The sequence below is a fragment of the Streptomyces sp. NPDC043812 genome (assembly GCF_056436245.1).
In genome coordinates this window covers 78,521-91,199 of the sequence record NZ_JBWKCY010000003.1, presented here as the reverse complement: position 1 = coordinate 91,199, position 12,679 = coordinate 78,521, and the positions used below count along the sequence as shown (strand labels likewise).

Below are 12,679 nucleotides of genomic sequence, written 5' to 3'. Positions count from 1 at the left end.
GGCAGTCGTCGACGGGGCAACCTGGCCGCAACTGCTCTTCTCCCGCAGGGGGGTGCGTGACACCCTGCCCCTTATGAGGGCGTTGAGAACCCTGGTCGCAGCCGGCGTCTGCGGGGCCGCCGTCGCGGGTGCCGCCGGGTGTGAACCGACGGTCGGCGGGCTCGACTCCGCCGCCGTGGCCGTCACCACCGACCGGACCGCGACCAGCACGCTGGAACGGCTGACCTTCGACGTGGCATGGCTGAGCTGCACGGCGCGGGCGGAGGCGGGCAGCGGCACCGCGACGGCTGCCCCCGCCGACGCGACGGCGACGGCCGCCCCCGCCAACGCGATCGTCGACTGCCAGGGGGAGACCGGATCCGGTCAGGACATCACCGTCAAGGGCAAGGTGACCGAGGAACGTGCCGGGAAGTGCGTACGCGGTGATCTGACCGCCCGGATCGAGAAGAAGATCGTCTTCCGGGCGACCATGCTCGGCGACTGCTCCGCCGCCCCCGGCACCAGCGCACCCGCCCCGGGCACGACCCCGCCGGGGCAGCGCCCCGCCCCCACGGTGACGGTGACCGAGACCGTCACGGTGACCGCTGTTCCGGCCAAGTGATCCAAAGCCCTCCGCACCGGGCCCCCACCTGCCTAGGGTGACCCTGTGACGCACCCTGCCTACCTCCGGTTTCCGCATCTGCACGGCGAGACGATCGCCTTCACCGCCGAGGACGACGTCTGGGTGGCGCCGCTCGACGGCGGCCGCGCCTGGCGCGTCAGCGCCGACAACCTGCCGGTGAACCATCCGAGAATCTCGCCCGACGGCGCGCATGTCGCCTGGAGTTCGTACCGCGACGGCGCCCCAGAGGTCCATGTCGCGCCCCTCGACGGCGGTCCGGCGGACCGTCTCACGCACTGGGGCAGCAACAGGACGTCCGTCCGCGGCTGGACGCCCGACGGCCAGGTCCTCGCGCTCACCACCCATGGCCAGGCGTCGCTGCGCCGCACCTGGGCGCGGGCCGTGCCGCTCGACGGCGGCCCCGCGGCCACCCTGCCGTACGGGCCCGTCGGCGGTGTCGCCTTCGGGCCGCAGACGCTGCTGCTGTCCGCGACGATGGGCCGCGAGGCCGCCGCATGGAAGCGCTACCGGGGCGGCACCGCGGGCAAGTTGTGGATCGACGCCGCGGGCGAAGGGGAGTTCGTACGCGTCCACGAGGACATCGACGGCAACATCGAGTATCCGCTGTGGGTCGGTGGCCGGATCGCGTTCCTCTCCGACCACGAGGGCGTCGGCGCGCTCTACTCCTCACTGCCCGACGGCTCCGACCTGCGCCGGCACACTCCCGTCGACGGCTTCTACGCACGCCACGCCGCCACCGACGGAACGCGCGTCGTCTACACGAGCGTCGGCGAACTGTGGATCCTCGACGACCTGGACGGCGCCGAGCCCCGCCGGCTCGACATCCGTCTCGGCGGCCAGCGCACCGATCTGCGGCCCTGGACCGTCACCCCCGACCGTCACGTGGGCGCCGCCGCGCCCGACCACACGGGCCGCGGCAGCGCCGTCGAGGTCCGCGGCGGGATCCACTGGGTCACCCATCGCGAGGGCCCCGCGCGCACGCTCGCCGCGGAACCGGGCGTACGGGCCCGGCTGCCGCGCACGTTCCGCGTCGACGGCGAGGAACACGTCGTCTGGGTCACCGACGCCGAGGGCGACGACGCGCTGGAGTTCGCGCCCGCGACCGGCCCGGCCGCGGGCGCCACCCCGCGCCGGCTCGCCGCGGGCCGGATCGGCCGCGTACTGAGCCTCGCCGTCGCCCCCGACGGCAGCCGGGCCGCCGTGGCCTCGCACGACGGACGGATCCTGCTCGTCGAACGCGAATCGGGCGAGGTGCGCGAGGTCGACCGCAGCGAGCACGGCGACGCCGACGGTCTCGTTTTCTCGCCCGACTCGGGCTGGCTCGCCTGGTCGCACCCCGGTCCCAGCCCGTTGCGGCAGATCAAGCTCGCCAACACCGGTGATCTGACGGTCTCCGAGGCGACACCGCTGCGGTTCGCGGACTTCCAGCCCGCGTTCACCCTCGACGGCAAGCACCTCGCCTTCCTGTCGGAGCGTGCCTTCGACCCGGTCTACGACACCCATGTCTTCGACCTCGCCTTCGTCGGCGGCTGCCGTCCGCATCTGATCACGCTGGCGGCAACCACCCCGTCGCCGTTCGGTCCGCAGCGGCACGGCCGGGCCTTCGAGCCGGACAAGGACGGCCCGTCCGACGCATCGGAGGACGGTGCCGCTCCGGTCACCCGGATCGACCTCGACGGACTCGCGGACCGCATCATCCCGTTTCCCGTCGAGGCCGCCCGCTACTCGACGCTGCGGGCCGCCAAGGACGGACTGCTGTGGTTGCGGCACCCGCTGAGCGGTGTGCTCGGTGCGACCCGCGCCACGCCGGACGACCCCGGCCCCAAGACGGAGCTGGAACGCTTCGACCTGAGCCAGCAGCACGTCGAGGAACTGGCCGACGACGTCTCGTTCTTCCGCGTCAGCGGCGACGGCAGGCGGGTGCTGCTGCACACCGACGGCAAGCTCAAGGTCGTGCCCAGCGACCGCCGCGCCTCCCGTGACGAGGACAGCGACACGAACATCACCGTCGATCTGGGCCGGGTCCGCAGAAGCATCGATCCGGCAGCCGAGTGGCGGCAGATGTACGACGAGAACGGCCGGCTGATGCGCGACCACTTCTGGCGCGCCGACCTCGGCGGTGTCGACTGGGACGGGGTGCTCGAACGGTACCGGCCGGTCCTGGCACGGGTCGCCACCCACGACGACCTGGTGGACCTGTTGTGGGAGGTGCAGGGCGAACTGGGTACCTCGCACGCCTATGTGATCCCGTCCGGCGGCTACGGGTCGAGCTCCACCCGGCAGGGGCTGCTCGGCGCGGACATCTCCCGTGCGGACGACGGTTCGTGGCGCATCGACCGCATCCTGCCGTCCGAGACGTCCGACCCCCACGCCCACTCGCCTCTCGCGGCGCCCGGTGTCGCGCTGCGTGCGGGCGACGCGATCACCGCCGTGGACGGACGGCCCGTCGACCCGGTCACGGGCCCCGGCCCCCTGCTCGTGGGCGCGGCGGGCAAGCCGGTCGAACTGACCGTGTCCCCGGCGGGTGGCGGTGACCCGCGCCATGCCGTCGTCGTCCCGCTCGACGACGAGGAGCCGCTGCGCTACCACGCGTGGGTCGCCGACCGGCGGGCGTATGTGCACGAGAAGTCGCAAGGCCGCCTCGGCTATCTCCACGTCCCCGACATGCAGGCGCCGGGCTGGGCCCAGATCCACCGCGACCTGCGTGTGGAGGTGGCGCGCGAGGGGCTGATCGTGGACGTGCGGGAGAACCGCGGCGGCCACACGTCGCAGCTCGTCGTCGAGAAGCTTGCCCGCAGGATCGTCGGCTGGGACCTGCCGCGTGGAAAGCAGCCGTCCAGCTACCCGTTCGACGCGCCGCGGGGTCCTGTCGTCGCCGTGGCGAACGAGTTCTCCGGCTCCGACGGCGACATCGTGAACGCGGCGATCAAGGCGCTCGGCATCGGTCCGGTGGTGGGCACCCGTACGTGGGGCGGGGTCGTCGGGATCGACAGCCGTTACTCCCTGGTCGACGGCACCCTCGTCACCCAGCCCAAGTACGCGATCTGGCTGGAGGGTTACGGCTGGGACGTGGAGAACCGCGGCGTCGACCCGGACGTGGAGGTCGTCCCGACCCCGCAGGACCATGCGGCGGGGCTGGATCCGCAGCTGGACGAGGCGGTCCGGATGGCGCTTGCGGTGCTGTCCGAGAACCCGGCGAAGTCGCCGCCGGGGATTCCCGAGTTGGGGTGACGGTGGTGCGCGGTGCGGTGGATCGGGCTGTGGTGATCCACCGCACACCGCCCTGCCTGGACTCCTGTTGGGGGTCCCGCGTAGACATGGATCATGCCGGAAGAGTCTCCCGCCCGTGAATCCCCGCTGATACAGAGCCTGCGCACGGCCGTTGCCGCTGCCCCCGCGGACGTTCCTCTGCGGCTGCACCTCGCCGAGCTGCTGCTCGCCGCGGGTCTGCACGACGCCGCCGTGACGGAGGCTGCGGTGGCGTTGCAGCATGCTCCGGGGGACGGGGCGGCGCGGGAGTTGATGATGCGCGCGATGGGGAGCCTGGCGGCGCCTGTGCCCTCGGCGTCCCCGGCCCAGGATGCTGGCGCGTCTCCTTCCACCGAGCCGGCCGCGCCCGTGGAGTCGGCGGCTCCTGCCGAGCCGACGGTCCCTGCCGAGCCGGCCGCGCCCGCGGAGCCGGCGGCCCCTGCCGAGCCGGCCGCGCCCGTGGAATCGGCCGCCCCCGACGCATCGCCCCGCCCCGTCGGCGGATTCGACTGGCGGGCCGCCGAGCAGGAGGTCGACGGCATCGTCGAACCCCGCTTCGTCGAGCCGCCGCTCGCCGCCGACGGCAGCGGCGACCCCGGGGACGCCGATGCCTGGGACGTGACCGGTCCCGGCACCGTTCGGCTCGCGGACGTGGGCGGGATGCAGGAGGTCAAGGACCGCCTCGAAGCCGCGTTCCTCGCGCCGATGCGCAACCCCGAACTCCGCAAGTTGTACGGCAAGAGCCTGCGCGGCGGGCTCCTCCTCTACGGTCCGCCCGGCTGCGGCAAGACCTTCATCGCGCGTGCCGTCGCCGGTGAACTCGGCGCGAGCTTCCTGTCCGTGTCCGTCAACGACGTCCTCGACATGTGGACGGGCAACTCCGAACGCAACATGCACGAGGTCTTCGAGACCGCCCGCCGTCAGGCACCCTGTGTCGTCTTCCTCGACGAGCTCGACGCACTCGGCGCCAAGCGCAGCCGGACGCACCACAGCGGTATGCGCAACACCGTCAACCAGCTCCTCACCGAGCTCGACGGCATCGACTCCGCCGCCAACGAAGGCGTGTTCGTCCTCGCCGCGACCAACGTCCCCTGGGACGTGGACATCGCGCTCCGGCGCCCGGGACGGCTCGACCGCACGCTGCTCGTCCTGCCGCCCGATGCCACCGCCCGCGACGCGATCCTCCGCTACCACCTGCGCGAACGGCCCATCGAGGCAGTCGACCTGGGGCGTCTCGTCAAGGCGACGGACGGTCTCTCGGGCGCGGACCTGGCCCATGTGTGCGAGTCGGCGGCCGAGAGCGCGCTGCTCGAGTCGGCCCGCACCGGCCGGATCCGCATGATCGGCACGAAGGACCTGCTCCACGCGGCGAAGTCCGTGGTCCCGTCGACCGAACCGTGGTTCGCGGCGGCGCGGAACGTGGCGATGTTCGCGAACGAGGGCGGGATGTACGACGACCTGGTGACGTACCTGAAGAAGAGGCGGAAGCTGTGAGCGTGGCTCCGGTGGTGGCGCGCGCCGGCGCGTTGCAGGCGGCAGAGCGGTTCGAGGAGTCCAAGCCCTTGCTGGCCGGCCACCTCGCCGAGAATCCCGACGACGAATGGGCCTGGCAGATGCTCGCCGTCGCCCATGAGCAGCTCGGCGAGTACGAGCCGTCGGAACAGGCCGCCACCGAGATGCTGCGGCTCTCACCGGGACACGTCGGCGCGCTCATTCTGCTGTCCCGGGTGCTGCTCCGGCTGGGCCGGCAGTCCGACGCGCGGGCGGCTGCCGAGGAGGCCGTCCGCAGGGCGCCCGACAAGTGGTCCTCGCATTTCGCGCTGTCCGGCGTCCTCGTCGCCCATCCGTCCGCCCCGCCCGCCGATCACGAGCTGGCGTACGAGGCGGCCCACGAGGCCGTGCGCCTCGCCCCGCAGGAGCCGGACGTCCACCAGGCCCTGTGCTTCGCGGCCGTACGCACGCAGCGTCAGGACGTCGCGAAGCAGGCCCTGGTCGAATGGCTGCGCCTCGACCCGTCCAACCCGACGGCACAGGCCATGTACACCGACGCGACGGCCAACGCCCCGGACGTCACGGCTGCCCGGGCCGCGGAGGTGTACTCCGCAGGGCTGGCGGGCGCGCCCCATTCCCCGATGCTGCGCAGCGGCCTGGATCAGGCCACGTACCGCCTGCTGCGGGGCACCCGCTGGCTCGCGCTCGTCTGTCTGGCCGCTGCGGGAGCGATGATCGACCTCTTCGCCACGGCCAAGGATCCGACCCTGCGGGAGCTGCCCGTACCGCTCGGCAACCGTCTCTGGGTGCTGGCGGTCATGGTCGCGATCTGGGGCTTCGGAGCGCTGTTGCGCTACTACCGGATGCGTACCGGAGTGCAGCTCAACATCCGCTCCCTCGTGCGCCGCGGCCGCTGGGCACGGATCGTGCTGGGGCAGGCGGCTTGGACCACGCTCTGCGCACTGATGATCTCCCAGATCCCGTGGACGGGACGGAGCACGCCCGAGTTCCTCTTCTGGGCCGGTCTGGTGGTGCCGCTGTCGACCATGGCGTACGACCGCAGGAAGACCCGGTGACCGGTACGCGTGGCGTGGCCGCCGTACACCCACCGGCGCCCGCCGCCCGCCGACGCCGTAAACCCGCCGACGCCGTACACCCACCGGCGCGCTCCCACCGGCCGCGCGCCCGACGGCCGGTGCCGCGCCGCCGGATAGCATGCTGACCAACTGATCGACACCCCTGAGGGAGGCCGCCCCATGGCAGGCGAACCGCAAGCAGACTGCCTGTTCTGCAAGATCGTCGCGGGTGAAGTGCCCGCCACGGTCGTGCGGGAGACCGAGACCACCGTCGCCTTCCGGGACATCAATCCCCAGGCGCCCACCCACGTGCTGGTCATCCCCCGGGCGCACTACCGGGACGCCGCCACTCTTGCCGCCGCCGAGCCGCAGCTCGCCGCCGATGTGCTGCGTGAGGCCGGTGTGGTCGCCGTCGACGAGAAGCTGGAGAGCCACCGGATCGTCTTCAACACCGGTTCCGGCGCGGGGCAGACCGTCTTCCACGCGCACGCGCATGTGCTCGGCGGCCGTGGGCTCAACTGGCCTCCCGGGTAGTACCGGTGTCCGCACGTGAACTGGTGGTGCTCGGCACCGCCAGCCAGGTCCCGACCCGGCACCGCAACCACAACGGCTATCTGCTGCGCTGGGACGGGGAGGGCATCCTCTTCGATCCCGGCGAGGGCACCCAGCGGCAGATGCTGCGCGCCGGTGTCTCCGCGCACGACATCAACCGCATCTGTGTCACGCACTTCCACGGCGACCACTCGCTCGGTCTGGCCGGGGTGATCCAGCGGATCAACCTCGACCAGGTCCCGCACCCGGTCTCCGCGCACTATCCCGCCAGCGGGCAGCGGTTCTTCGACCGGCTGCGGTACGCCACGGCCTACCGCGAGACGGTGCTGCTGACGCAGGCGCCCGTCGCCGACGACGGCGTCCTCGCGCGCACCGACGCGTACACCCTGTACGCGCACAGGCTCTCGCACCCCGTCGAGTCCTTCGGCTACCGGCTCGTCGAGCCGGACGGCCGCCGGATACTGCCCGGGAAACTGGCCGCGCACGGCATCCAGGGGCCGGATGTGGGCCGGCTCCAGCGCGAGGGCGTGCTCGGCGGTGTCACGCTCGACGACGTCAGCGAGGTGCGCCGCGGCCAGCGGTTCGCCTTCGTCATGGACACCCGGTTGTGCGACGGCGTCCAGGCGCTCGCAGAAGGCTGCGACATGCTCGTCATCGAGTCCACGTTCCTCGACGGGGACATCCGGCTGGCCTCGGACCACGGGCATCTGACGGCGGGGCAGGCGGGCCGGGTGGCGCACGAAGCCGGTGTGCGCCATCTCGTGCTCACGCACTTCTCGCAGCGCTACACCGGCGCCGCCGACGAGTTCGAGCGGCAGGCGCGGGCCGCCGGGTTCGCGGGCGAGGTGACGGTCGCCCAGGACCTGTGGCGTATCCCGGTGCCCAAGCGGTCCTGAGGAGCGGGGCGGCCCGCCCCGCTCCACAGGTGGCAGCTCAGCGCGCAGCCGGGCCGGTCCAGTCCGCCGGGACGTGCGCGATCCGCACCCGCTGCGGATGGTCGCCGACCGTCACGGTCGCGACCTTCCGGCCGGTCGCGAAGTCGATCGCGGTCACGGAGTCGGAGCCGCTCTCGGAGATGACGCACGACTTGCCGTCGCCGCTGACCGTCGCCCAGTACGGTTTGGACGCGGTCACCAGCGGGCTCTCCTGCAGGGTCGCCCGGTCGACGATAGTGGCGTAGTCGTCCATGGTCCCGGCGATGCAGATCTTGTCGCCCTTCGGGCTCATCGACATGCCGTGGTGGCGCGAGTCGTTGACCCAGGTGGTGCGGTCCTCGCTGGTCGCCGGGTTCTTGGGCAGGGTCTTGACCCGGGTGATCCTGTCGGCGGCGATGTCGTACTCCAGGAAGCCGTTGAAGAACGACACCTGGAAGTAGAGCCTCGACTCGTCGGGGGTGAACGCGACGGGCCGCACCGAGTCGGAGAGGTCCTTGCGGCCGAACGCGTCGAGACGCTCGCGCATGTCGATGACCCTGACCTGCTCGAAGGTGTTCGCATCCACGACCGTGATCCTGCGGTCGCCCTTCGTGAAGTCCCAGAAGGGGTCGTCGAGCGCGGTGTTGACCTCGCCGATCGACATGTTCCACAGATATTTTCCGCCACCGGTGAAGACGTTCTCGTGCGGTTTGTCGCCGGTCGCGAACGAGCCGAGCTGCTTCCCGGTCGTGATGTCGAGGACGTGCACGGTGTTGGACGTCGAGGCGGAGACGGCGACCCGGCTGCCGTCGGGGGAGACGGCCATGTGGTCGGAGCGGAAACCGGAGACCGGGAAGCGCCAGTTGATCCCTCCGTCGGCGAGGTCGATGGAGACGACGTCGGCGAAGCTCGGCCGGGAGACGACCATCGCCGAGCCGTCCGGGGTGGCGTACATGTCGTCGACGAACTGGTCGTGGCCCTCGCCCGGTCCCTGCCGGATGCCGAGGAAGAACGCGAGCTTGACCGGGTTGAGGTAGATCTCCTTCAGCCGCTGGTCCTTGTCCGGGATGACGTTGATGCGGCCGACCTTCGCGAAGTCGCCCTCCGCCTCGATGACATCGGCGGTGCCGTCCCAGTTGTTGCCGACGAACATCACCTCGCGCAGCGGCGGCGCCGGCGACTGCGCATGGGCCGGGAGCGCGCCGCCGGCCGCGAGGAGTACCAGGGCGGCGGCGGCCGAGGCGACTGCGCGCCTCGTGCCGGGCCTCCTGGTGCCGGCCCGCCGGGTGCTGGACAGAGACATCGTCGTTCCTTCCACAAGGGCGGCCGGTCCGACACCGGGCGCAGTCTGAATACGTGCGCGTTCAGATTGAGCTACTGGAAAGTAACGAGCGGTGGGAGACTCCACAAGACTGTGGACACGACAAAATGAGTCCCGACGCGACGAGGGAGGGCCAGTGGCGGGCAGGATCAGACAGCCGACCGGCCGCTACGGCGGCCGGTCCGCCGAAGAGCGTCAGGCCGAACGCCGGCAGCGGTTCCTCGACGCGGGACTCCGGCTGTTCGGTGAGGGACCCGGCTACCGGGCGACGACGGTTGCGGCGCTCAGCGAGGCCGCGGGGCTGTCCACCCGGCAGTTCTACGAGGAGTTCCGCACGCTGGAAGACGTGCTGGCCGCGCTTCATCTCCAGGTCAACGACTGGGCGGAGGCGGCGGCGACGGCCGCGCTCGCCGAGGCGTCCGATCTGCCGCTGGCCCGGCGGGCGGCCGTGGTGTTCCGGGCGTACGCGGCGAACGTGACAGTCGACCCGCGGCGGATCCGTATCGCGTTCATCGAGATCATCGGCGTCAGCCCGCAGATGGAGCGTCAGAGGCTGACCCGCCGGTCCCGCTGGGTGGACTTCATCTGCGCCGAGGCGGATCAGGCGGCGCGGCGCGGCGAGGCGGAGGCGCGCGACTACCGGGTCGCGGCGGCGGCGTTCATCGGCAGCGTCAACGGCCTTCTGCACGACTGGACGGTCGGCTGGGTGGACGCGACGCTCGACGAACTGGTCGACGAGCTGGTGCGGATGCTGCTCGGCATCCTGCGTCCGGTGCCACTGGACTGACCCGCTCGGTTTCAGCCCGCTGGACCATGTGGGGCCGGTTCCTGTGTCATTGACTGGCGTGGTTCGCGTATCTAATCTCGGTTCTCATACATGTACGCACTCTGTATGGGGAGACAGCATGGGCCAGGATCTGACCGTCGCCGAGGTGCGGCTCACGCCGATCCTGGTGGCCGACCCGCCGCTGCTCAACACCCAGGGTGTGCACCAGCCGTACACCCCCCGCCTGATCGTCGAGATCGTCACCGCCGACGGCGTCACCGGTGTCGGCGAGACCTACGGCGACACCAAGTACCTCGCCCTCGCCGACCCGTTGGCCCGTGCACTGCCCGGACGCCCGGTCTCCGACGTCAACGCGCTGCACACGCTCGCCGCACGCGTCTGCGGCGATTCTCCTGACGCGACCGGCGCGGACGCCGTCGACGTCGGCGGGCTGCGCGGCGTCCAGACCGCGGACAAGCTCCGGCTCTCCGTCGTCTCCGCCTTCGAGGTCGCCTGCCTCGACGCCCTCGGCAAGGCGCTCGGACTGCCCGTCCACGCCCTGCTCGGCGGAAAGGTCCGGGACTCCGTGGAATACAGCGCCTACCTCTTCTACCGCTGGGCCCGACACCCGGGCGGGGCAGGGGAGTCGGACGACTGGGGCGCCGCCGTCGATCCGGCCGGCGTCGTCGCACAGGCCCGCCGCTTCGCCCGCGACCACGGGTTCACGTCCTTCAAGCTCAAGGGAGGCGTCTTCCCGCCCGAGCAGGAGGTCGCCGCCGTCCGTGCCCTGGCCGAGGCCTTCCCCGGGCAGCCGCTGCGACTCGACCCCAACGGCGCCTGGTCCGTCGAGACCTCGCTGAAGGTCGCCGAGGAGCTCGACGACGTCCTGCAGTACCTGGAGGACCCGGCCTCCACGACAGCACGCATGGCCGAGGTCGCGGCAGCCACGGACATCCCGCTCGCGACCAACATGTGCGTCACCACCTTCGCCGAGATCCCCGAGGCGTTCTCGACCGGAGCGGTGCAGGTCGTCCTCTCCGACCACCACTACTGGGGCGGGCTGTTCGCCACCCGTGAACTGGCCGCGGTCTGCCGGACGTTCGGCGTGGCCCTGTCGATGCACTCCAACACCCACCTGGGCATCAGCCTCGCCGCGATGAACCATGTCGCCGCCGTCGTCCCCCATCTCGACTTCGCCTGCGACAGCCACTACCCCTGGCAGAGTGAGGACGTCATCACCGAGCGCCTCCGCTTCGAGGGCGGCCGCCTCGCCGTGAGCGACCTGCCCGGTCTCGGCGTCGCACTCGACCGCGACCGCCTCGCCCGCCTGCACCGCCGATGGCTGGAGGACGACGGAACGATGCGCGACCGCGACGACGCGGCGGCGATGCGCGTCGCCGAACCGGGGTGGGTGGCCCCCGCAGTTCCCCGCTGGTAGCGGGCGCGCGCTCCCGGACCCGGCCACGCGGACGTTCGTCGCGCCGCGGCCGGGTCCCGGATCCGTACGGACGGGATCGGGCAGACTGGCCTGATACCTGCACCACGTACGGGAGCGCGCACGGTGACCATTCGAGACGGAGAGCAACCGCGCCTGGGGACCGGCCTGGACCCGTTGGCCGCCCTGCGGACCGCCGCGGATCCGCCCTGCGACGTCTATCTCACCGGCAGTGTCTTCCTCGACATCATCTTCACCGGCCTCGACTCCGCGCCCGTGCGCGGCACCGAGTCGTGGGCCCGCGGCATGGGCTCCAGCCCCGGCGGCGTCGCCAACATGGCCACCGCCCTCGCCCGGCTCGGCCTGCGTACCTCCCTCGCCGCCGCCTTCGGTGACGACCACTACGGCGAGTACTGCTGGGACGCCCTCGAACAGGGCGAGGGCATCGACCTCGGCCTCTCCCGCACCGTCCCCGGCTGGCACTCACCCGTCACCGTCTCCATGGCGTACGAGGGCGAGCGCACCATGGTGTCCCACGGCCACGAGGCCCCGCCGCCCGAGCCCGCCCCCGACTGCCCGCCGCCCGCCCGCGCCGCGATCGCCTCGCTCACCCCGGACCGTGCCGAATGGATCGCCCAGGCCGACCGCACGGGGACCCGCGTCTTCGCGGACGTCGGCTGGGACGACTCCGGCCGCTGGGACCCCGCCGATCTCGCCGACCTGGAGCACTGCGAGGCGTTCCTGCCCAACGCGGAGGAGGCGATGCGCTACACCCGTACCGACTGCCCGCGCGCCGCGGCCCACGCCCTGACCGACCGTGTCCCGCTCGCCGTGGTCACCCTCGGTGCCGAGGGCGCCTACGCCGTCGACGGCAGGACCGGCGAGAGCGCCCAGGTCCCGGCCATCGCCGTCGAGGCGCTGGACCCGACGGGCGCGGGCGACGTGTTCGTGGCCGGATACGTCACCGGCACCCTCGCGGGCTGGCCGCTCGCCGACCGGCTCGCCTTCGCCGGACTGACCGCAGCGCTGTCGGTGCAGGAATTCGGCGGGTCGCTCTCCGCACCCGGCTGGTGGGAGGTCGCCGCGTGGTGGCAGTCGGTCCAGGGCCTCCAGGACCCGGCGGCACTGCGGCGCTACGCCTTCCTCCAGGACCTGCTGCCCACTCCGGTCCGTCCCTGGCCGCTGCGCCGGGCCGTCCCGACGATCGGCTTCGGCCGCACCGGCTGACACGAGTGGGCGGCCCCTCCCCGGCC

General features: G+C 72.0%; 10 protein-coding genes. 9 read left to right on the top strand and 1 reads right to left on the bottom strand.

What is annotated here, in order from left to right:
• Positions 1 to 73: 73 nt before the first annotated feature.
• From AC067Z_RS05485 to AC067Z_RS05460, 6 genes are all read left to right on the top strand, one after another.
• Positions 74 to 601, top strand: a complete 528-nt coding sequence (locus tag AC067Z_RS05485) for a hypothetical protein (RefSeq protein ID WP_478788142.1) — start codon at positions 74 to 76, stop codon at positions 599 to 601.
• Positions 602 to 646: 45 nt separating this feature from the next.
• A complete protein-coding gene (locus AC067Z_RS05480; protein WP_478788141.1) occupies positions 647 to 3,853 on the top strand; it encodes a S41 family peptidase in 3,207 nt (1,068 codons plus the stop codon).
• Between the two features lie 93 nt (positions 3,854 to 3,946).
• On the top strand, positions 3,947 to 5,365 hold the full coding sequence (locus AC067Z_RS05475) for an ATP-binding protein (RefSeq protein ID WP_478788140.1): 1,419 nt from the start codon (positions 3,947 to 3,949) through the stop codon (positions 5,363 to 5,365).
• The gene (locus AC067Z_RS05470; protein WP_478788139.1) at positions 5,362 to 6,438 is read left to right on the top strand and encodes a hypothetical protein; all 1,077 of its coding nucleotides are present in this window, start codon (positions 5,362 to 5,364) and stop codon (positions 6,436 to 6,438) included. The genes AC067Z_RS05475 and AC067Z_RS05470 overlap by 4 nt, the downstream gene beginning before the upstream one ends.
• A 180-nt stretch (positions 6,439 to 6,618) precedes the next feature.
• Positions 6,619 to 6,972, top strand: a complete 354-nt coding sequence (locus tag AC067Z_RS05465) for a histidine triad nucleotide-binding protein (protein WP_478788138.1) — start codon at positions 6,619 to 6,621, stop codon at positions 6,970 to 6,972.
• Between the two features lie 5 nt (positions 6,973 to 6,977).
• Positions 6,978 to 7,886 (top strand): ribonuclease Z, encoded by a 909-nt coding sequence (locus AC067Z_RS05460; protein WP_478788137.1) that lies wholly within the window; start codon positions 6,978 to 6,980, stop codon positions 7,884 to 7,886.
• A gap of 37 nt (positions 7,887 to 7,923) precedes the next feature.
• On the opposite strand, the gene AC067Z_RS05455 is transcribed toward AC067Z_RS05460, so the two are convergent.
• A complete protein-coding gene (locus AC067Z_RS05455; RefSeq protein ID WP_478788136.1) occupies positions 7,924 to 9,207 on the bottom strand; it encodes a YncE family protein in 1,284 nt (427 codons plus the stop codon).
• Between the two features lie 154 nt (positions 9,208 to 9,361).
• Between AC067Z_RS05455 and AC067Z_RS05450 the strand changes: the two genes are divergently transcribed.
• The 3 genes from AC067Z_RS05450 to AC067Z_RS05440 all read left to right on the top strand — a co-directional run bounded on the left by AC067Z_RS05450 (position 9,362) and on the right by AC067Z_RS05440 (position 12,653).
• Positions 9,362 to 10,012: a TetR/AcrR family transcriptional regulator gene (locus AC067Z_RS05450; RefSeq protein ID WP_478788135.1), complete on the top strand. Its 651-nt coding sequence runs from the start codon at positions 9,362 to 9,364 to the stop codon at positions 10,010 to 10,012.
• Positions 10,013 to 10,130: 118 nt separating this feature from the next.
• A complete protein-coding gene (locus tag AC067Z_RS05445) occupies positions 10,131 to 11,429 on the top strand; it encodes a glucarate dehydratase family protein (RefSeq protein WP_478788134.1) in 1,299 nt (432 codons plus the stop codon).
• Between the two features lie 123 nt (positions 11,430 to 11,552).
• The gene (locus tag AC067Z_RS05440) at positions 11,553 to 12,653 is read left to right on the top strand and encodes a carbohydrate kinase family protein (RefSeq protein ID WP_478788133.1); all 1,101 of its coding nucleotides are present in this window, start codon (positions 11,553 to 11,555) and stop codon (positions 12,651 to 12,653) included.
• Positions 12,654 to 12,679: the final 26 nt, after the last annotated feature.

Coding starts and splice junctions, on each gene's coding strand:
- AC067Z_RS05455 (WP_478788136.1), bottom strand. CDS start 9,207: ATGTCTCTGTCCAGCACCCGGCGGGCCGGCACCAGGAGGCCCGGCACG.
- AC067Z_RS05485 (WP_478788142.1), top strand. CDS start 74: ATGAGGGCGTTGAGAACCCTGGTCGCAGCCGGCGTCTGCGGGGCCGCC.
- AC067Z_RS05465 (WP_478788138.1), top strand. CDS start 6,619: ATGGCAGGCGAACCGCAAGCAGACTGCCTGTTCTGCAAGATCGTCGCG.
- AC067Z_RS05445 (WP_478788134.1), top strand. CDS start 10,131: ATGGGCCAGGATCTGACCGTCGCCGAGGTGCGGCTCACGCCGATCCTG.
- AC067Z_RS05475 (WP_478788140.1), top strand. CDS start 3,947: ATGCCGGAAGAGTCTCCCGCCCGTGAATCCCCGCTGATACAGAGCCTG.